This window comes from Gemmatimonas aurantiaca T-27 (assembly GCF_000010305.1).
Classification (GTDB): Bacteria; Gemmatimonadota; Gemmatimonadetes; order Gemmatimonadales; family Gemmatimonadaceae; genus Gemmatimonas; species Gemmatimonas aurantiaca.
In genome coordinates this window covers 106,391-126,950 of sequence record NC_012489.1, presented here as the reverse complement: position 1 = coordinate 126,950, position 20,560 = coordinate 106,391, and the positions used below count along the sequence as shown (strand labels likewise).

General features: G+C 63.8%; 17 protein-coding genes. 11 read left to right on the top strand and 6 right to left on the bottom strand.

All coding sequences use genetic code 11. The features are described from left to right. Positions 1-45 precede the first annotated feature (45 nt). The gene (locus GAU_RS00535) at positions 46-468 is read right to left on the bottom strand and encodes a DoxX family protein (protein WP_052574160.1); all 423 of its coding nucleotides are present in this window, start codon (positions 466-468) and stop codon (positions 46-48) included. A 45-nt stretch (positions 469-513) separates the two neighbouring features. Further along, positions 514-1,860 carry an aminotransferase class V-fold PLP-dependent enzyme gene (locus GAU_RS00530; RefSeq protein WP_169307548.1) on the bottom strand — a complete coding sequence of 449 codons (1,347 nt, stop codon included), beginning with the start codon at positions 1,858-1,860 and terminating at the stop codon, positions 514-516. Between the two features lie 169 nt (positions 1,861-2,029). On the opposite strand from GAU_RS00530, the gene GAU_RS00525 reads away from it, so the two are divergent. The 5 genes from GAU_RS00525 to GAU_RS00505 all read left to right on the top strand — a co-directional run bounded on the left by GAU_RS00525 (position 2,030) and on the right by GAU_RS00505 (position 6,751). Continuing rightward, complete coding sequence (locus GAU_RS00525) at positions 2,030-3,691, top strand: amidase (RefSeq protein ID WP_012681593.1); 1,662 nt, start codon at positions 2,030-2,032, stop codon at positions 3,689-3,691. Between the two features lie 112 nt (positions 3,692-3,803). After that, positions 3,804-4,553: a ferritin-like domain-containing protein gene (locus tag GAU_RS00520; protein ID WP_012681592.1), complete on the top strand. Its 750-nt coding sequence runs from the start codon at positions 3,804-3,806 to the stop codon at positions 4,551-4,553. A gap of 10 nt (positions 4,554-4,563) precedes the next feature. Beyond that, a complete protein-coding gene (locus tag GAU_RS00515) occupies positions 4,564-5,250 on the top strand; it encodes a ferritin-like domain-containing protein (protein WP_012681591.1) in 687 nt (228 codons plus the stop codon). 59 nt (positions 5,251-5,309) lie between these two features. Beyond that, positions 5,310-5,897, top strand: a complete 588-nt coding sequence (locus GAU_RS00510; protein WP_012681590.1) for a sigma-70 family RNA polymerase sigma factor — start codon at positions 5,310-5,312, stop codon at positions 5,895-5,897. Further along, entirely contained in the window at positions 5,894-6,751 is an 858-nt protein-coding gene (locus GAU_RS00505) for an anti-sigma factor (protein WP_012681589.1), read from the top strand. The genes GAU_RS00510 and GAU_RS00505 overlap by 4 nt, the downstream gene beginning before the upstream one ends. Positions 6,752-6,769: 18 nt before the next feature. On the opposite strand, the gene GAU_RS00500 is transcribed toward GAU_RS00505, so the two are convergent. Further along, on the bottom strand, positions 6,770-7,519 hold the full coding sequence (locus GAU_RS00500) for a YoaK family protein (RefSeq protein WP_012681588.1): 750 nt from the start codon (positions 7,517-7,519) through the stop codon (positions 6,770-6,772). Between the two features lie 77 nt (positions 7,520-7,596). Here GAU_RS00500 and GAU_RS00495 point away from each other — a divergent pair, with 77 nt between their 5' ends. The 3 genes from GAU_RS00495 to GAU_RS00485 all read left to right on the top strand — a co-directional run bounded on the left by GAU_RS00495 (position 7,597) and on the right by GAU_RS00485 (position 12,859). Continuing rightward, complete coding sequence (locus tag GAU_RS00495; protein WP_041265107.1) at positions 7,597-9,732, top strand: M28 family peptidase; 2,136 nt, start codon at positions 7,597-7,599, stop codon at positions 9,730-9,732. 229 nt (positions 9,733-9,961) lie between these two features. Next, positions 9,962-12,016 (top strand): patatin-like phospholipase family protein, encoded by a 2,055-nt coding sequence (locus GAU_RS00490; protein ID WP_156798834.1) that lies wholly within the window; start codon positions 9,962-9,964, stop codon positions 12,014-12,016. A gap of 120 nt (positions 12,017-12,136) precedes the next feature. Then, positions 12,137-12,859 carry a LemA family protein gene (locus GAU_RS00485; protein WP_012681585.1) on the top strand — a complete coding sequence of 241 codons (723 nt, stop codon included), beginning with the start codon at positions 12,137-12,139 and terminating at the stop codon, positions 12,857-12,859. A gap of 8 nt (positions 12,860-12,867) precedes the next feature. Here the strand turns inward: GAU_RS00485 and GAU_RS20105 are convergent, their stop codons facing one another. Next, positions 12,868-15,879 (bottom strand): serine/threonine-protein kinase, encoded by a 3,012-nt coding sequence (locus GAU_RS20105; RefSeq protein ID WP_012681584.1) that lies wholly within the window; start codon positions 15,877-15,879, stop codon positions 12,868-12,870. Positions 15,880-15,886: 7 nt separating this feature from the next. After that, the gene (locus GAU_RS00475) at positions 15,887-16,480 is read right to left on the bottom strand and encodes a hypothetical protein (protein ID WP_012681583.1); all 594 of its coding nucleotides are present in this window, start codon (positions 16,478-16,480) and stop codon (positions 15,887-15,889) included. 292 nt (positions 16,481-16,772) lie between these two features. Here GAU_RS00475 and GAU_RS00470 point away from each other — a divergent pair, with 292 nt between their 5' ends. Continuing rightward, positions 16,773-17,402, top strand: a complete 630-nt coding sequence (locus GAU_RS00470; RefSeq protein WP_169307547.1) for a hypothetical protein — start codon at positions 16,773-16,775, stop codon at positions 17,400-17,402. A gap of 10 nt (positions 17,403-17,412) precedes the next feature. Here the strand turns inward: GAU_RS00470 and GAU_RS00465 are convergent, their stop codons facing one another. Then, on the bottom strand, positions 17,413-18,381 hold the full coding sequence (locus GAU_RS00465) for an acetamidase/formamidase family protein (RefSeq protein ID WP_197526026.1): 969 nt from the start codon (positions 18,379-18,381) through the stop codon (positions 17,413-17,415). Between GAU_RS00465 and GAU_RS21675 the strand changes: the two genes are divergently transcribed. Then, positions 18,380-19,375, top strand: coding sequence for a peptidylprolyl isomerase (locus tag GAU_RS21675; protein WP_083765357.1), 996 nt, complete (start codon positions 18,380-18,382; stop codon positions 19,373-19,375). The two genes, GAU_RS00465 and GAU_RS21675, sit on opposite strands and share 2 nt — an antisense overlap. A 19-nt stretch (positions 19,376-19,394) precedes the next feature. Beyond that, positions 19,395-20,519, top strand: a complete 1,125-nt coding sequence (locus tag GAU_RS00455) for a hypothetical protein (protein WP_156798832.1) — start codon at positions 19,395-19,397, stop codon at positions 20,517-20,519. The last annotated feature ends 41 nt before the right edge of the window (positions 20,520-20,560 follow it).

Sequence of the window (20,560 nt, the reverse complement as noted above, 5' to 3'; positions counted from 1 at the left end):
TTTCAGAGTTTCACAACGCGGTGGCCGAGCCCACGATGGGGCGTGTTACTTCAGCTTGTCGTCGACGCTGAAGCGCCCCGGGCCGGCCAGGAAGATGGCCAGGAATGCCCCGAGGAACAGGAACGGCATCTCGCCATTGCCTTCGCCGGTCAGCTTGCCACCGTGTGCGAAGAAGAAGGCCGTAGCCATGGTGACGATCACACCCAATGCGGCCCAGCGCGTGGCCAGCCCGATCACCACCATCAGGGCACCAACAACTTCGGCCGCGGCGGCGAGTGCCAATGAAGGCCCCATGCCCAGACCAAACGGATCGGCAAACTGCACCGGATCAGCCGACAGGCGGCCGATCTTGCCCCACCCATGCAGCACGCAGAGCGACAGGCCGAACCACACGCGCAACAGCAACAGGGCGAGGTCGGGCTGCAGGGCAACCGCTTCGAGACGGAGCAGGGAACGCACACGCGACATGATGTTCTCGCTGGGGTTAGGTATGAATACCGAGGCGGCGCGGCATCAACTGAGTGCGCCCAACAGGCGTTCGATGTCCGCCATGTCATTGTACACCGATGGTGAGATGCGCAACCAGTGTGGCGCCAACCGCACGTTGATCTTGGCCGCGGCCAGACGCTTGGGCACTTCGCTTTCCATGAGTCCCTGTTTCGCGAATGTCACGATGCCACCGGTGGACGTCAACGGTGTCATGGCCCGATAGCCGAGGCGCGGCATCTCCTGTTGCAGCTTGCGAATGAGCGGCGCACGATGCGCCTGAATGTTGGCCACACCCAGTGCCTGCACATAGGTGAGCGAGCTCGCAAGCAAGGCCACGCCCACTTCACTGCTGCCGGTGAGTGAGCCCATCTCGAAGAAACCCGCCGCACTGCGCGCGAATTCGTACGTGACCGCTTCGTAGGCGCCGGCCGGCATGTAGGGGGGCACATGCTGGTCGATGGCCGCGGCCTGGTAGTAGCTCGCCACCGGCCGCACGAGGCGATCCCAGATGGCTTCGCGTGCGTACAGGAAGCCGAGTCCAAAATCGCCCATCAACCACTTGAAGCTCGAACACGCCGCGAAGTCGATACCACTCGCATGCACATCCAGCGGCTCGGCGCCGGCGGCATGCACGATGTCCACATACACCAGCGCGCCATTGGCGTGTGCCATATCGGCCACGGCCTTGAGATCATGCTGAAAGCCGTTGTACATGGCAGTCGCCGTGATCTCCACCAGCTTCGTGTTCCGATCGATGAGCCGTTCGAGATCACGCAGGTCGATACGGGCGTCCGCCGTGGGACGCGCGATTCGCACATCGAGTCCGCGCTTCCGCAGCTCATTGAGGTTCATGAGCGCCCCTTCGAAATGCAGACCATCCGTCACCACATTGCCATCGCGGCGATGATCGAGTTCGAGAGCGCGCACCACGAGATTTTCGCCGGCGCTGGTGCTCGAGACGTGCGCGATCTCCGTGGGTTTGGCGTTGATGAGCTGCGCGAACAACGCACGTGGCGTTGGGGTGCCACTCGGCGCGGGGATCGCTCCGCGCATCAGCCCGCGCTTCTCGGCCGCGATGCGTGCCGCATCCACGGAAACGCGCGGGATCGGGTGGGTGTATGCCGCGTTGAGATAGGTGGCGCCATCTTCGATGGCAAAGTCGGCTTTGCGCGGAAATACCGGCGGCTGACTGGGCATGCCCGGCGGAGAGGCGCTCACGTCTCGCACAAAGAGCGGCGTGGTGTGTTCCGCTGGCGTCGTACCCATCCAGTGGGAAAGCGCCGCGCCCCCCAGCACACCAAGCATATCGCGGCGGCCGAGGGAGTCCTTGGGCTCCAAGGGGGCGTGGTCGGGACCAGAGTTGTCGGGCATACTGCAATTTTCGGGATTGGTGCGCGGGAGGGCAATGTCGAAACGAGTGCCTCGGCCAATGACGAGCCGATGCAGACCTTTACGAAGGGCCGCCACCGGGTTCTCGTATGCAGGTCCTGCTGCTCCCGGCGTGTTGTCCGGACCGTCCCATTCTGCCTGCTGACGTGCGATGGCTTCCCGTCGTGATACTCTTGCCCATTTGGGCGCCCTCTTCGGCCTCTCGTGGTTGCCGACGTCATCACGCGGCCCACACACGGCGGAACGCCTGGCGGACCATCTGATGGATCTGCTGAACGTCGATCCCGTGGCGCAGGATGACCCACTGCGCGGTAGCATCGTGGCGTATCAGGCGGGGCGTGCGCGAGGGAGTTACACGGCGGTGGAGATCACCACGCGGGCGCTCGACCGGTGCCGGAGCCTGAGCACCACATTGCACGCGATCGATCTGCTGGCCGACTCCGCACTCGAAGAAGCGCGGGCGTCGGACGCCCGACTTCGGCAACGGGCGTTACGCGGCCCACTCGATGGTGTGCCGCTGTTTGCCAAGTCGATCTATGATATGAAAGGATTGCCTACCACGGCATCGAGTGCCGCGTGGGCACAACTCTTTCCGCAGGTGGTGCAACGTGACGCGCTCGAAGTGCAGCGGCTGCGCGCGGCCGGCGCGGTATTGCTGGGCAAGACGGTCGCTGATGACTTTGCGTATCGTGGCAATGGGACCAGCTCGTTGAGTGGGCAGGTGCGCAATCCGCACGATCAGGCTGGGTTGCGCACGCCGGGTGGCTCGAGTGCGGGTTCGGCCGTGGTGGTCGCCTGCGGTGCTGCGTTTGCCGCGCTGGGCACCGATGACGGCGGCTCGAATCGTATTCCCGCGCAGTTCAGCGGCGTGGTGGGTGTGAAGCCGACCTTCGGACTGGTGCCACGCACTGGCGTGATTCCCACGTGGCCCGTGCTCGATACGCATGGACCATTGGCACGCTCGGTGGCCGATGCCGCGTTGATGCTCGACGCCATCGCTGGCCCCGACGCGTCGGATGGACTGGCTCTCACGACGCCGCATACCCGGGGTGCACTGGCCGCGTTGCGCGGCGAAGCACTGCGTGGTGCGCGGCTCGGGCTGGTGGAGTTCCATGTACCGCGCGCGCAGATGCGACCGGACACCGTGCAGATCTTCGATCGGGCTATGGCCGATTGCGTTGCGGCCGGAGCCATCGTGGAACCGTTCACGTCTCCGGTGAACCGCGCGTCGGTGCAGGAACAGATGTCGGCCGCCTCGAAAGCGCGTGGCGATGTGGAACCGAACGCCAATGCTCCCGCGCCCACGGCCAACGCACTACTGCGGTACTTCGCCGGCCAGGTCGAAGCGCAGGGTGGCTCACTCGACGATGCGCGTGCGATGGTACGTCGCGGACTCACCGCCTATCGCGCGTTCTATGATGTGTTGCCGGAGACGTGGGAAGCGATGGCCCTGCAGATGGAGCAGCCGTACGAACAGGATGCCGCCAGTCGGTCGTTTCTCAAGTCACGTGAGACCGTCGTGGCCCAGCTTGCCGCTGCCATGCAGGCACAACGCTTCGACGCGATGGTGTATCCCACCATGCCCTTCGGCGCGCCCCTGGCCAGCGATCGATGGCCCGACGTGCGCACGACACTGGGGTATGGCAATACGCTGGGCTTGCCCGAGGTGTCGGTGCCGGCGGGATACGATGCGCAGGGACTGCCGGCAGGCAATCTGTCATTCGTAGGATTGCCAGGCAGCGATGCCAGATTGTTGGCACTGGCGCACAGTTACGAGCAGGCGTCCAAGCGGTTCGTGGCACCGCCTATGTGAGCTGCAACACACCGCGAGCCCGAATACGGCGCGCAGGAATGAATCCAGCACGAACGCCGTGCACGTAGCCATGGGTCCGATCGACCCAATCACTCCATGTCTGGAGGATTCCATGGCTCAACGTCCTGCACTGCATATCGCCGACGCCGGCCTGCTCGCGACTCCGCGTACTCGCCGGGACCTGCTCCGGCTGATGGCGGTGGGCGGAGCTGCTGTCTTTTTGCCTGGCATGCTCACCGCATGCTCCGACGACAACGACGGCATGACCGGCCCAACCCCACCGGGCAGCGGCAACGCCCTCACCATCGATTTTGCCAAGGGCGATATCGCCGTCCTGCAGTTCGCCTATGCGCTCGAACAGCTTGAGGCGGATTTTTACACACGTGTCGTTGACCGGTTCAGCAGTTCGAATATTCCGGCCGCCGAACGCACACTGCTCACCGACATCCGCAATCACGAGATTGCGCATCGGGAGTTCCTGAAAGCCGCCCTGGGTGCCAGCAACGGTTTCACACTCACCACGTCGTATCCGAATGTGAACTTCGACGATCGCACGTCGGTGTTGACCACCGCGCGCACGTTCGAAGATCTGGGCGTGGCCGCCTACAACGGTGCGGGGCAGTACCTCACCAGTGCGGCCAATCTCACCATCGCCGGCAAGATCGTCTCTGTCGAGGCTCGTCATGCATCGGCCATTCGTGATTTGATCTCACCCAAGTCGAGCGCGTTTTCTCCCACCGCGTTCGATGACGTGTTCAGTCCATCCAAGGTCGCAGCGGCGGCGCAGGGATTTGTGGTGGACAAGCTTGGCTTCGCCAACGCCCCGACGGCGTTTGTGCAGGGCCCCAACAACAACGGTTGAGGATCGAACGATGCCCATCTATTCGACGAAGAGCGCCATGCGCGCCGCCGATCCTGCCGATGTCCTGGATGTGTTGCAGTTCGCGCTGCTGCTGGAGCATCTGGAAGCCGACTTCTACACGCGTGGTGTGGCCGCGTCGGGACTCATTCCCACGGAAGACCGCACACTGTTCGGCACCATTCGCGATCATGAAGTTGCGCACGTGACGGCGTTGCAGGGTCTCATCGCGGCGCGTGGTGCCACGCCGGTGGCCAAACCCACCTTCGACTACACCGCCAAGGGCGCACTCGCGGGTTTCAACTTTGGCGCCACGCAGTACGAAACTTTCAAGGCGCTCGCCATGGCGTTCGAAGACACCGGCGTGCGCGCGTACAAAGGGCAGGTCGGTCGTCTCATGACGGAGAAGAACATCCTCAACGCCGCGCTCGCCATCCACACCGTGGAAGCGCGTCATGCGGCCGAGGTGCGTCGACTGCGTGGAAAGAAAGGATGGATCACGGGTAACAGCCGTGACGACCTTCCCGCCTTCACGCAGGCGATCTACGACGGCGAAGACACACTGACGCAAGCCGGTGTGGCGATTGCCTCGCTACCCAACGCCAGCACGTTTGGTGGTGCAACCGGCGGATCGGAAGCCTTCGACGAACCATTGACGAAGGAACAGGTCACCGCGATCATCTTGCCATTCCTTCCTTGACCATAGCTCACGCTGCCGAAGCCACTTCGCTTCCGGGCGGCGGCGGGCGATCTGCCACCATGACCGATCTTCGAATCGCACGCGAGGCGGCTTTGCTCGAAGGGATGCGCCGCGGTGAGCATGACGCCGCCGCGGCGCTGTATGATCTATACAGTCCCATGCTCCTGGCCCTGGCCCTGCGCATCTGCGGACAACAGCCGGACGCGGAAGAAGTGGTGCTGGATACATTCATGCAGGCGTGGCGCGATGCGCATCGATACGATGCCAGCCGCGCCACGGTTGCTGGGTGGTTGACCACCATTGCCCGTTCGCGGGCATTGGATCACGTGCGCGCGCGAGTGCGCCGACAGCACGCGTCCGACGCTGCCGAACAGCGACACATCGACGAGCCGATGATCGCCACCATCCTCCCGGCCGACTCGGCCCTTGAACATGCCGAACAGGGCGCCGCCGTACGACGGGCCATGGCATCGCTCTCCGACAAACAACGCTGCGTGATCGAGTTGGCCTTCTACGAAGGACTCACACACGCAGAGATCGCCACGCGACTGATGGAACCACTGGGTACGATCAAGACCCGCATTCGACTGGGGATGACGCGACTGCGCGATGCACTCGGTCCTCTCGCTGTGGAGGGCCACGCGTGAATCCGCTCACGATCGACGACGCGCGCGCACTCCTGCCCGCGTTTGCACTCGATGCGTTGGATGGGGCCGAGCAGGAAGCCATGCTCGACGCCTTGCAGCGCTTTCCGGAACTGCACGCCGAACTGGATACGTTCGTGAAGACCGTACACACACTAGGCACCACGGAAACCGTCGCCCCGGCCCCCGATCTGCGGGAGCGTTTCCTGCACCGTCTGGCCAACGACGACGTGGACGCAGTGCCGACAACACCCGCACCGGTTGCGAGTGCTTCACCAGCCCGTGTGCGGCAACAGGCGCCGGTGCATTCGAAATGGCGTCGTGTCGTTCCGTTCATCGCCCTGACGGCGCTCGCTGCCACCGTCGTGGTACTGGTGCGTACGCAGGCCTCGCTGCGTAGCGAGCTCGATGCCGCGCGCACGGCCTATACCAAGGGACAGTCGACCATCGCAGAACGCGATCAGGCGTTGGCCGAGAAGGAAGCGGTGCTGCGCACGCTGCTCGGTGGCGGTGATGCTCTGCTGGTCGTGAACATGGGCGTGCCCAACGCCACGGGCCCCGGCATGCAGTTCTTCTGGAACGTGAAGGATGGCCGTGGGGTGTTGCATGCCTTCCGCCTGCCACAGACGGCGCAGGGCCGGGCGTATCAGCTCTGGCTCATTCGTGACGGCCAGCCAGTGCCATCACGCGTGTTCACTCCAGATGGCGATGGCAGCACCACGCTGTTCGACATCGAGTTGCCACAATCCACCACCGGTGTCACCGCGGTGGCCGTGACCGAAGAACCGGCCGGTGGATCGAAACTGCCCACGACACAACCGTTCCTCGTAGGCACCGTGTCGACACGATCCCAGTAGGAGAGATCGCTGTCACCCTCAGGGTTCGTGCCAGGATGCGCTGAGATCGTCGAAGGCCGGCACGGCGCTCAGCGCGCCCAGCGTGACCGCCAGCGGAATGGTGGCGGCATACCCGAGTCGTTGGAATCCAATCGCACCGAGTATGCCGCCGAGGAAAAAGGCGAGCAGCAACGATCCCAACAGGCGCATGCGCGTGCGGTCGGCCCGAACCGGCAATGCACCGGTGCTCGGCATGTTCACATAGAGCAATCGCCCAAATTCGATACCGAGGTCGGTAATCATCCCGGTCACATGGGTGGTGCGGATGACCGAACGGGAGATCTTGGTGATGACCGCATTCTGTAGACCCATCATGAAACACAGCAGCATGATGGTGAACGGGACGAACAGCCCAGAGACGTGCGCCAGTCGTGCGCCGAGCACGCCAAAGAGCAGCATGAGGATCGCCTCGATCAGCAGGGGCGTCGCATAGACACTTCGCCAGCGATGGCGATGGCCGAAGTTCACGAGCAGTGCACAAACGGCCGCCCCAACCAGAAAGGACAGCAGCGCACCCACAGCACCCAGCGCGACCGACCAGGCGCGCAGTACGACTGCGTCCGCCAGACTGGAAAAGATGCCCGTCATGTGCGAGGTGTACTGCCGCACGGCCAGAAAGGCGCCTGCATTGGTCGCGCCAGCCACAAAGGCCAGCGTCATGCCCAACAGGCGATCCGCCGCGTCCGTGCGCTCGCGCCCCGTCAGCTTTCGCGCCAGATCGAGAGGCATGGAAGAAAGATAGCTCTTCCTGCCCGGCATCGAATAGTTTGCAGGACACCCGCCCTGTCCCACTCACGCCCCCGTCGATGCGTCGCCCCCTTCGGCTGCTGCCACTCGCCCTGACCCTTGCCCTTCATCCGGTTGTTGCGCCCTCACTGGGTGCACAGGAGAAGGAAGACCGCACGCTGCTCAACTGGGAGCAAATGCGTGCCATCATCATGGAAGCATCGGGCGAGCGCGCGATGCATCACGTGATGGAGTTCGTTCCGTACCAGCGCGTGCGACAGGCGGCGGAATACACCACCGGCCCGTTCCGGGAAAGCCGCGCCACGGTCGAAATGGCCAAACAGTACGGGTTCTCGTCTGCCAACATCGAGACGTTCCCGTCGGCCGCCCTCTGGCAGCCGTCGAAAGGACAGCTCTGGGTGTCGGAAAAGAACGGTCCGCGCAAACTGCACGACATCTTCGACACACCCGTCGCACTCGGCACCAACACACCAACCGGCGACATCTCCGGTGATCTGGTCGACGTGGGCAATGGCAGTCGCCCCGAGGACTACGCCGGCAAGGATCTCAAGGGCAAAGTGGTGATGGGCAGCGCGCCACTCAACACACTGCAGCGTATGGCGGTGTTCGAGCGTGGCGCCGTGGGAGTGCTGTCATGGAATTCCATGCGCCCCATTCAGCAGCCCGACATCATGGTATCGTCGGCCATCGTGGCCGGTGCCATGTCCGGTGGGAACTCGGGTTTTGGTTGGCTGGTGACCACGCGTCAGGCGCGCGATCTGCAGGTGCGCCTCGAGCGCGGCGAGCAGATCACGGTGCGTTCGGTGGTGGAAGCGCAGACCTTCCCGGGTCGTCAGGAAGTCATCCATCTCACCATCGATGGCGACGGCAGCACCAATCAGGATGTGGTGGTTTCGGCGCACATCTTCGAAGGGCTGATCAAGCAGGGCGCCAACGACGACAACTCGGGCGCCGCGCTCATTCTGGAGATGGGTCGCTCGTACATCGAGTTGATCAAGGCCGGCAAGCTGCCCAAGCCCAAGCGCACGATCCATTTCCTGTTCGTACAGGAAATCGCGGGCACCAACGCGTGGCTGAATGCGCACCCGGATCTCAAGAAGCGCATCATCGCCGATCTCAACTACGACATGGAAGGACTGCGGCTCACCACCGCTGGTGCCACGTGGTTGCTGATGCGCTCCCCCGACTCGTTTCCGTCGTTCCTGAACGATATCTGCCAGAACTTCATGGAGTTCGTTTCGGAGATCACGCGTGAACGTGTGCGCTATCGCCACAACGGGTATGCGCCGGCACTCGACGTGCTCTCACCGAACGGCAGCCGCGATCCGTTCTACATCAAGATCGACAAGTACTACGGCGCCTCCGATCACGCGACGTACATGCAACACGGCATTCCCGCAGTGATCTTCAATACGTGGCCGGATCCCTGGTACCACTCGTCGCAGGACACACCCGACAAGCTCGACCCGACGCAGTTCAAGCGCGCGGCGGTGGTGAGCATTGGCGCGATGACAGTACTGGCCGCCGCCGATGACAACATGGCACTGCGTGTCGCCGCCGATGTGCTGGGCCGCGGCGCCGAGCGTATGGCTGCCAATCAGCGCAAGGGACTGAGCTACATCGGTGACATCACCAGTGCCGACCAGCTCGCACAGGCGTATACCGATGCCAAGGCCACCGTGCGGCATCAGGCCAACATCGAGAAGTCGGTGATCAAGTCGGTGAGTGTGCTGTTTGCCGACCCGGTTGCCGCCGAAAAGCGCCTGACGACGACGTACATCCCATTGATCGATGCCCGTGCCGCATCGCTGCTGGCGGAAGTAAAGGCCACATTCACCATGGCGGCTTCGGCCTGGAAGGTCGCGGCTACCGAACCCGCGATGTCGGCGCTCGAACAGGAAGCCGGTCGCACGCTCGTGCAGCGCACGCCGCCAGCCGCGGGCGCGGCACCGGCCGGTCCTGGCGGTGGTGGTGGCGGCGGACGTCCGGCGCCCACGCCAACGCGCATTCCGCAGCACATGACCGGCGAGCTCAATGCCGTGGTTGGTCGCGGGATGTCGGTGCTCGACATCCGCGACTTCATCTCGGGCCAGTTCGAGCCCGTGCCGCTCCAGGATGTGTGGGATCACATCAAGAACATGGAGAAGGCAGGCACGGTGACACTCACGGCCGGACCGGTGAGACGCACCCGGTGAGACGAACCCGCTAGTTTGGGGGTATTAGTTCGCAGACAGATGGACACGCCCCCACTTTCTGCTCGAAGACTCTGTGCGTCACGCCCTGTTTCGCGCGTTTGCGCTGCTCGCATTCGCTGTGTCTACCGTGTCACTTGCGCCTGGACTCGGCGCACAGAGGACCACCAATGACAGCACCGCGGGCGCCACGCGCCCGCCCGACGCGCCTGGTGTATGTACGCCGGGCCGCGTGGCCCTCGTGCTCGCCGGCGGCGGCGCCAAGGGCATGGCGCACGTCGGCGTGATCCAACATCTCGATTCACTCGGCATCTATCCCGACCTCGTGGTCGGTACCAGCATCGGTGCCCTCGTCGGCGCGATGTACGCCAGCGGTTGGGATGCCGAGGCACTCGAATCGTTTGTCTTCCGCTTCAACGTGGGACGGTACATCGGCGGCTACGCGCCCTCGGCGCCACGGGCCTTGGGGCCGGTGTTGCCACTGCTCACCTGGAACGAAGGTGCCGGCGGTGGTTTCGATTTCTCCACCTCTGCCGTGCGTGAAGGCAATGTGAACCTCATTGCCTCGGCGATGCTGTTGGCCGGCAATCTGCGCGCCGCTGGCGATTTCGATCGCCTGCCCACGCCGTTCCGCGCCGTGGCGGCCGACCTGCGCACCGGCGACCCCATCGTGTTGCGCAGTGGCGATCTGGCCGAGGCGGTGCGTGCAAGCTTCGCCATTCCGCTGGTGTTTCAGCCACTGGTGATCGATGGGCGTGTGCTGGTGGACGGCGGCGTAGCCGAGAACGCGCCGGTGGCCGTGGCCCGTACCGAGGGCGCTACGCGAGTGATATTGAGTGAGATGGCCGACACGCTCGCCACGGCCGTTGAGCGTGGTACCACGGGCACCGTGGCGTCGTCGCTCATGCGCTTCCTGTTTTCGCGCAACCGCCCCGAGATGCGCCCCGGCGATCTGCGCATCACCAGCAACACCACCGGAACATCGTCGCTCGATTTTTCCGACGCCACGATGAAGCTGATGATCGAACGCGGTCGGGAAGCAGCACGACGTGCCATTCCATCGGCCGAGTGCCTGCCGACGAAGCGGCGTGTGGTTCCCGATTTGCCGCCATTTGCCGCGCGGCGGTTTACCTCGCAGACCACCAACGCTGAACAACGCCTCTCGCACATCATCTTCGGGGACATCTCTCCCAACGAGGTGTCGCTCGATACGGTCATGACGCGCATCGTGCGTGTGAGCGAAGGCGAACGCCTGAACGCGCTCTGGATTTCACCGGAACGGGTCACGGTCAGTCGCCCGTCGTCGGAGGCGGTGACCGGCACAGACAGCGTGCTCATTCATCCACGACTGGTGTTTGCACCGCGTCGTTCACTCGTCGCAGGTCTCATCTATGACGGGGAACTCGGAGGCCGCGCGTGGCTGGGCGGCGTCGATCGCAACCTGATCGGCTGGCCGCTCGAGTTTGCGGCCCGTGGAGCACTCGGTCGATATCGTCAGGACGTGCTCGTCGGATTGCGGCGCAACGATCAATACATCGAACTCACCCGCAGCCCATTCCTCGAAGCCACCATCGCGCGCGAACGGGTACGGCTCTTCCTGCCGGAAGATCGGCGCATCGAAATTCCCGATGCCCTGTTGCCGGCGTTCAGCGACCAGAAGCTGCGCATCGGTATGGAACAACCACTCGGTCGTCGGTGGACATTGCAGGCGGCCGGCCTGGCACGCCGAGTCACCACGCTCGAAGATGAAACCGACAGCACGGTGTTCGAGTTCGCAGATCGCGCGCTTCACGTACTGGGCGGTACGGTGAGCTTTGTGCGTGTCCGGTCCGACCCTCGGTTCGTGCCGCGCGTGGATCTCGAATACACCAACAAGTACACGCGCCTGCAGGCGGTCACGGCGTCGACGTTCACGAAGGGCCTGTTCGACATCGCCATGTCGTCACGCATCGTCTGGGCCGATCGTGAGCTGCCACTCATGGACGCCACCACCCTGGGCGGCGAAGAGGGCTTCGCGGGCCTGCGCATCTTCGAGCAACGTGGTATGGCCGAATTGTCCACCGCCTTCGAAATCTCGCGGCCGGTGCTCGGCCCGTTGGCGTTGCAACTCACCGTGCAGGGCGGTCAGGTGTCGGAGGACCAGTATCGCCCGCTGTCGGGTGAGTGGATTGCCGGCACGCGCCTCGGCCTGGGCGCGGCCACGCCCATTGGGCCGCTACGGGTGCAGTACGGCGTGAACAGCCGGCAGGATCACCGCTGGTTCGTGCGCATCGGCCGCTGGTTCTGATCCTGCCGAAGGGCCCATGACGGTCGCCGGGCCATTCCTGCGCAATGCGAAGGGCAGGCCTGGCCACCGTCCGGTGACAGTCGCCTGTGCGGCTCTCACTGCCCTTCTCCCGGCCAGGCCATGCTCTTCACCCTGTTCATTCTGTTCGTGGCGCTCGCCGTCTACACGGTGCGACGCTACAACGCGCTGCAGACCTTGGCGCACGGTGTTCGCGAGGCGCATGCGAACGTGATGGCATCCATGAAGAAACGTCTCGACCTCGTGAACAAACTGGTCGACATCGCCAAGGGATACGCCGATCACGAGAAGCTCACTCACCTGACCATCGCCAACAACGGTGCCGATGCCACGATGGGTGAGGCGGCGGCCGCGTCGGGTGTGCTCACGCAGGTGATGCGCATGGCCACGCAGTATCCCGAACTCAAGGCCAACGCGGCGTACCAGCAGCTCATGGCGCAGCTCGACCTGATCGAGTCCGACCTGCAGTCGAAGCGCGAGGCCTACAACGCCATGGTGCGCGTGTACAACTCGTCCATCGGTCAGTTGCCGATCAGTCTCTACGCCAAGCAACTGGGCTTCAATTCGGCGCCGTATTTCGACGTGGAGAACGCCGACTCATTGGAGAAGATGCGCGATTTCCACAACGAAGACGCCGAACACCTCAAGCAGATGTTCGCGCAGGGCACCAAGCGCGTGGCCGACAGTGGTCGGCGCATGGCCGACGAATCCGTGCGCCTCGGCAAACTGGCCGTGGAAAAAGGAGTGGAGAAAAGTCTCGAGATGCAGCAGCGGCACCAGAACTCCAGCGCCGCTGCCGATGCACCAACCGATCGTGCGTCGTAGCGCTCGTCTTACGGGAGCGTGACCAACAGGCGCCTCACCGAATCCACCTGCGCGCGCAGCGACGGTTCAGGTTCGAATCGATAGGCGAGGTATCGCTCGCTGGCCCAGCGTGCTTCTGCGTGTTGGCCAAGAGCGGCCGCAAGCCGCGCACGGTGCCTGAGCCGCGTGGCCAGGTATGGCGTCACGGAACCTTGCCAGCGATCACCCGAGCGACGGATGGTCACCAACGCACGCGTGGGGTCGTTCAGCGATTCCCACAGGCGCGCCACTTCGAGCGTGGTGAAGGCCGTGCGGGCTTCATGCGCACGACTGTAGTCGAGGTTGGCCAATAGCGAGTCGAGATGCTGCAGGCGCGCGCGCAGTGTGGTGGTGTCACGTGCGAGTCTTGCGTGCAGCGCCTCGATGAGTCCCACGGACAACGCGTAGTCCACATCACGCTCGGCGGGCGTGCCACGTACCGCCGCCGCAAGACGCTGTTTGGATAGGCGCGTCTGACTGCTGTCCCCATGCTCCAGACGCCACGTCTCGGCGGATCGCACCGCCCGCAGCACAAAGCTCTGGCTCATGAAATCCGTGGGCACCAACGATTCATCGGTCGCCAGACGCTGCAGCGCCAGCCCCGTGCCGGTGGTGTCGTGTTCACCCAGCATCGCGCTACGCAACCGACGCACCGCGCTGTTGGCCCGTGCATTGCCATCGGGGCTCGAGTCGATCGCCGCCATCACACGCTGCGCCTGTGCAGGCCGGCCCAGCAACAACAGCCAGTCCACGAGGTTGGAGCCGGCGGTCACCATGCGCTCCGGTTCACCACCACGCGCCAATCGATAAACCGAGTCGTACACGGCCACGCCTTCACGGGCACCAATGCCCTCGTGCATGGCCACCTGTGTGAAGTGCCCATAGTTCCGACGCACGAGCGAATCGCGCCACACCTGCTGGTCTGGTGCATTGGCGCGGGCGGCCTGATACCATCGCACTTCCCACATCCACACCCGATTCGAATCGGCGGCGCTGCGCAAACGTGAAATACGGTCCAGCAATGCATTGTCATTGTGCCACGCCGCCAGATCGGTGAGATGCACCGCGGCCGACAGATACGTGGAATCGAGATCGAGCGCCCGCACAAAAGCCCGGCGCGATTCGGCGTCGACAGAGTCTTCGCTCACACCGGCGATATGCCCATAGTGGAACAGCGCATCGCCGAGCAGATACCATGCCTCGGCGCGCTGCGGTGCCAGCGCCACATAGCGGCGCACATCGTCCAGCTTCTGCACCGTCGGTGTGATGTCGGGATAACGTGAGCCCACCAGCGCGGTGAGCAATGCCTGGTCACCGCCGCTCAGGCGCGTGCGATAGCGCCAGGCAATGTCGGTGCCTCGCGTTGTCATCTCCTGATTGCCATTCCACGAGGCCGCCAGACGCAGACCGATGCCGGCCAGTGCAAACGTGGTATCGGCTTCGATGGCACGCAGAAACGCTTTGGTGGACTCGATGTGCTGCGCTCGACGCAACATGGCCAGCCCTTCGAGATACGAACGCAGCGCCACCACCGATGTCGTGCCCACCGAGCCCACGCGCTTCACGTCGTCGGGCGCAAGCTCTGAGAGAATGGCCAACGACAGCTTGTCCACGAGTTGTGCTACACTGTCCACCGAACCGTTCACACGAATGGCGTCCGACGATGTGCCACGCACCACATCGAGCACACGCACCGTGAAAGTCAGCTCTTTGGGGGTGGCCACGATATCGCCGAGCAACAAACGACCGGCGCCCAGCGTCCGGGCGGTCTCGATGGCTTGTGTTTCGGTGGCATCACGCTCGTTCGCCCCTGTCGTAGCGGCGAACGCTTCCACCATGGTGCGCGGCGGCGCCACACGCAGAGATGAGGTGGTGAGATTGGCCGACAGCAGGTCGATCATGCCTTCGCGCAGGTACTGCAATGCCGGATCGGCGGCCGACACACGGAACGGCGCCGCCACGAGCAGTCGCTCGTCGAGCGTTGGATGTGAACCTTTCATCCATACCGCCGCCCCGATCGCCGCCACGACAAACAGCACCGTCGCCGTGACCCAGCGTGTCACACCACGAGCTTTGGCCGGCAGGGGAGAGGCCAGTGGCCCCGAGGGGAATCGCTCTCCACTCACGGCCACATCGTACGCTTCCAGCAGCGCCAGCAACTCTTCGGCATTGGCCGGACGCTGCTCGGGATCCTTGGCCAGCGTGCGCATGATGAGATGCGCGAGTGGCTGCGGTACGGTGGGCGCCGCTTCCTGCAATGGTCGCGGCGTCTCGGCGATGTGCGCGGCCAGCATCTGCCGCGGTGACCCACGTTCGGCGAACATGTGCACACCGGCAAACAACTCGTACGCCATCACGCCCCACGAATACAGATCGGCGCGATGATCCACATCACCCGCCACCGCCTGCTCGGGTGCTATGTAACGCGGTGTGCCGATGGACGTACCGTACTGTGTGAGAGTGTGGGACGCGGTGGACGATTCCGCTGAAAACTCGGGTGCCGACGCCACTGCCAGTGCTTTGGCGATACCGAAGTCCGTCACCATGGCCACGCGCCCCGACAGCAGCACGTTTTCCGGCTTGATGTCTCGATGCACCACGCCTTCGCCGTGTGCATAGGCCAGCGCACGGGCGATATCACGCAGCATCGACAACGCCTCGGCCATCGGCACCGCCCCCGCCGTCATGCGGTCACGTAGCGAGCGACCTTTCACGTACGGCATCACGTAGTACGGAATGCCGTGGTCCACCTGTGCGGCCAGCATAGGGACGATATTCGGATGCTGCAGTCGCGCCGCGATGTTGATTTCGCGCACGAAACGTTTGGCATTCAGCGCCGCGGTCAGCTCCGGTGCGAGCACCTTGATGACCACGGCACGTTCGAACGCCCGCTCGGTGGCGCGATACACCACCGACATGCCACCGCCGCCGAGCTCCTCGTGCAGGGCGTACTGCACACCGAGGAGTTCGGTCAGGCGTGTGCGTAGCGCGTCGCGATCCAAGGCCGACTCAGCCCTGGTCCTTCACCGTGATACGCTCGGCCGGAATTGGATTGCCAGGCCGCTCGGAGTCCCAGAACACCGACACGATGTACCAGCGATCACCACCATTGAATAGCTGGATGCTGTTGATGCCACGCGCAAACGGTTTGTCGGTTGGTGTGTAGCGCGAGTCGTAGACACTCATGATGTGCCACACATTGCCGAACGATTCGGTGGTGCGGCCGATCTCGCGTTCGAAGAAACCATTGGCCATCAGCCCCGGGCCGGCCGCGGTGATGTACTCCTCCACGTTCCAGTTGCGGAGACGCGCTTTGCCGTCGGCCGCAATGCCGGTGGGGATCATGCGGGCGCCCGGCGCGAACAGCGTGCGGAGCCGATCGAAGTCGCGCGGCTGCGCCTTGGGACCGGAGATGGATTCGTAGAGCGCCTTCACGATGGCATCGATGGACGTGACATCGGCCGGGTTGGCGGCGCGAGCTGCCGGAGCTGGTGCCGCGGCGGCCGTGGATTGTGCCTGTACCACATTGCTGCGAACAGCGGGCGCTGCGATCAGGGCACCGAGCGTGAAAGTGGCCAGTCGGGCGCGGAGGGAAAGGGGCATTGCCAGGAGGGATGGTGAGGGACAACGGGCCGAGCGGCTCGTACCTGCGGCGCGCTGAACGGCGGGCGCGTTGTGTCCACGGTGTGTGTGTGGCGAGGCACCGAACAGGCGAATGTGACGGATGGTGTGCCCAGCGGGACACAACGACATGCAGAGCGGCCGTGGTGGAGCGGGCCCCGGCCGCAACTCTCCCGATCGTCACCGAACGCACGCGCTACGCCACAACCGCACGCCCGTCCATCACAGCAGGCGCGACGGGCCTTCATGAATGCCCCATCGTGAGGCGCCGGTCGTGCCGAAGACCGATGCAACCTGTCGTCTCATTCTTTCCTCACCCATTGGTGCCGCACTCATGGATATGAACATGAACATCACGCGCATTGTTCCCGGGGTGGTGCTGACATTCACGGCGTTGGTTTCCGCGTGTCGTTCCGAGCAGGTTTCTCAGCCGGATCCGTTGCCGAGCGGCAGAACGGTGGTGGAGAACTCGTTCAGCGGAGGAGCCACCTATCCGCTGAATGATGGCACCAGCATTGCCTGTTCGATGCTGGTGTCCATGCAATGGGATTCCACCCGCACGGTTTCCGCGCGCGAGCAGATTCGGTTTGGCCATTCGAGTGGTGATGTGTATCGCCGTTCCGTACGGGCCAGCGGCTTTCAGGAACTCGCCGCATTCAATCTGCAGAACGCGCCCGCCCGCGCCCGCGTGTTTGGCACCGACAGCATCGAGCTGACACTCTGGCCCGAGAGCGCCGGACCGGTATTCGCCACACCACTCCGGGTGATCAAGGGCGTGCGCACGGAGGACAGTCTTTGGAAGGGTAGCTGGAGCTGCGCTCCCACGGGACGCGTTGCCGCTCCCGTTGATAGCATGGGACTCGCCGTGGGAACGTGGCAAACACTCGTGCTGACGGTGCGCTAGCGATGGCCTGTCAGTGCGTCGGACGGCGCCGCGTAAACAGCGCTTTGGGAATCATCACATGCGCGCCCATGGTGCCGTCCACCAACTGCGTGATACGCACATCACACGCCGTGCTCACCAACTGATACGCGTCTTCGCGAGGAAGCTTGTACACATCACCCAGCAGTTTGATGGCCTCTCGCACTGCAATCTTGGTGGCGATAGTGAGATTGCTGTCGGTACCCATGGCAATCCAGTGTGTGCGTGTCTCGCCGCGCGGCCAGGTGAGTTTCATGTCCTTGCGCACGACGAGCTGCAACTGACCACGCAGCGCCGTCTCGAGGGCGGTGATGTCCACTTCGCCATCGCCCTGGGCCGCGTGTCCATCGCCGATGTGCAGCAGGGCGCCGCGCACATTCACCGGGATGTAGAGAATGGTGCCCGCGGTGAGTTCCTTGTTGTCGAGATTGCCCGCGTGCATGCCCGGCGGCGCACTGTGAATGCGGCCACTCGCCGCCGGCGGCGCCACACCGATGCTGCCAAAGAATGGACGCAGCGGAATCTCGATGCCCAGCGTGTCGTCGAAATGCCCGATCATGCGGCGTGCATCGAGCGGCACGATGCGCGAGCGCGTGGTGTTGGGAAAGTCTTCCGGAATGAAGCCGCTGCGTGAGCTGAAGCTGTTGCACGCGTAAGGCACATCGAGCTGGATGTCGCGGATGCGCACTTCCAGCACATCCCCCGACTCGGCGCCTTCCACATACACCGGCCCCGTGAGCACATGCCCGCCCGGCCCGCGTTTGAGCGTACCCGCCGCGGTAGCCGCCTGAATGGCGCGGATGGCCGGCTCGATGCGTCCCGAGTCCTTGCCCGTCTGCAGCAAGCGCACACCGCAGGTGGACACCGTGCCCACATCGAGCAGATCGCCCGATGCCATGCGCACCACCGGCGCCGCAGCCGGATCGTAGCCGCCGTTGACCACCGTGGTAGGCGTGGGCATGAGCGTGTGCGTGCGGCCCACCGCGGGCGCGCCCCAGAAGGGCGACGTGCTGGCCTGCTGTGGTGCGGACGTGCCCGGGTTTGCGCTCGCCGAGCCGGCACCGGACGCACAGGCGGCGATGGTTGCGCCGCACACCAGAAGGCACACCGTGAGGGGGACGAACGAACGAGCGCGCATGTGGGCCTGGCCTGGAGGAGACGAGAGCGGGCGCGCCCAATATGCACTTCGCGATGTCGGCGCACATACTATGGATATGCCGATCTCCCGCCTCGCCGCCTCACGCCGGACGACCCCGCGCCGACTCGCCCCCGCCCTGTTGCTGATGATCACCGGCCTGGCCGCCAGCGGTCTCTCGGCGTGCGGCGGTGACGGCAGTGCACGCACCGAGCGAGCGGCGCCGGCCGATACGGCCACGAAGGTGGTGCGGCAGGTGCCCGGCCCCGCGGCTACTCCGATGCGCAGCCCAGACACGTTCCAGGTGCGCTTCGAGACCAGCAAAGGCCCGTTCGTGGTGAGTGTGGAGCGCAAGCTGGCCCCGCACGGTGCTGATCGGTTCTACGAGCTGGTGACGATTGGCTTTTTCGACGAGGTGCGGTTCTACCGCATCGTGCCCGGCTTCGTCGCGCAGTTCGGCAAACATGGCACGGTGTCGGTGAATGACGCGTGGGTGAACGCGAACATTCCGGACGACCCCATGCGAATCAGCAATGAGAAAGGCACCGTCGCGTTCGCGGCGAACGGACCGAATTCGCGGAGCACGGAGCTGTTCATCAGCACCGGCGACAACACGCGGAAGTTGGATTATCAGAAGCTGTTCGCGCCGATTGGCCGCGTGACGGAAGGGATGGACGTCGTGGAGCGGCTGAACGCGGAGTACGGGGAGGAGCCGAACTTCGCGCGGATCGCCAGGCAGGGGAACGCGTATCTGGCGAAGTGGTTTCCGGCGTTGGACTATATCAAGCTTGCGACGATCGTTGAGCGATCAAATCCGTAGCGATTCTAGACCTCCGCTTATGAACACAGTGGCTATCCAATCAACCCTTGTCGATCGCCTTGGCCAAATTCAGGGAGATCTCCGCGCCGGCCGCTTTCCCAATGAGGCAACGGTCTCCCAAGGGGTCGTGCTCCCGATTCTTCACGAACTCGGGTGGCCCGTGTTTGATACGAGGATCGTAGCCCCGGAATACGCATTGGAGGGTAGACGAGTCGACTTCGCGCTCTGCGACCGAACGGGCAGCCCTACGGCATTCGTCGAAGTGAAGCGGGTCGGCCAAAGTGACGGTGGAGATCGCCAACTCTTTGAGTACGCGTTCATGCGCGGCGTACCACTGGCTATTCTCACGGACGGTCAAGAATGGTCCTTCTATTTGCCGGGCGAGCAAGGGCATGTCGCGGAGCGACGGGTCTACAAGCTCGATTTGCTTGAACGGACATCTGTAGAATCCACAGATCGTCTTGTACGCTACCTTAAGCGCGATCGAGTGCTGGATGGCTCAGCACTCACCTCAGCTCGTGCTGACTACAAGGACGTTGCGCGGCTACGGCAGATCGAAGTAACCCTGCCCCGAGCATGGAGTGCACTCCTCAAAGAGGAGGACAGCCTCCTGCTTGATCTCCTCGCGGAGAAGGTAGAAGACATCTGTGGCTACAAGCCAGACCTAGAGGCTTGCTCCCGATTTGTCGCGTCCATTTCTTCGGCAACCTTGCCCCAGAAAGTCCCTCTCAGTACCGGTCGAAGTGTCGAACCGGCACCGGTTCTTCGGATCGAGCCGGCCACGCAGGCCGTGGTGAAGCCAGGAAACGGTTCCGTTGGGTTTAGCATGGATGGAAGGCGATTTGCAGCGGGATCTGCGCGCGAGGTTCTTCAAGGAATTCTCGGAGCATTTGCCAAGAAGGATCCGACGTTCCTCGATCGCTTTGCCTCCCGAAAGCACGGGAGAAAGCGAAGGTATATTGCGATCAATCGCGCCGATCTTTACCCTGGCCGTCCGGACCTCGCGGCGGAGCATGCCATCGAGTTAGGTGCAGGATGGTGGATGGGCACGAACTACAGCAAGCGCTCAATTGCGGAGATCATCGACCTTGCTTGCGAGGTCGCGGAAGTTCACAGCGCTGACCTGCAGATCAATTTAGGTTGACGGTGCTCAGCGCATCATTGCCAGCTGCAGACCGACGCATT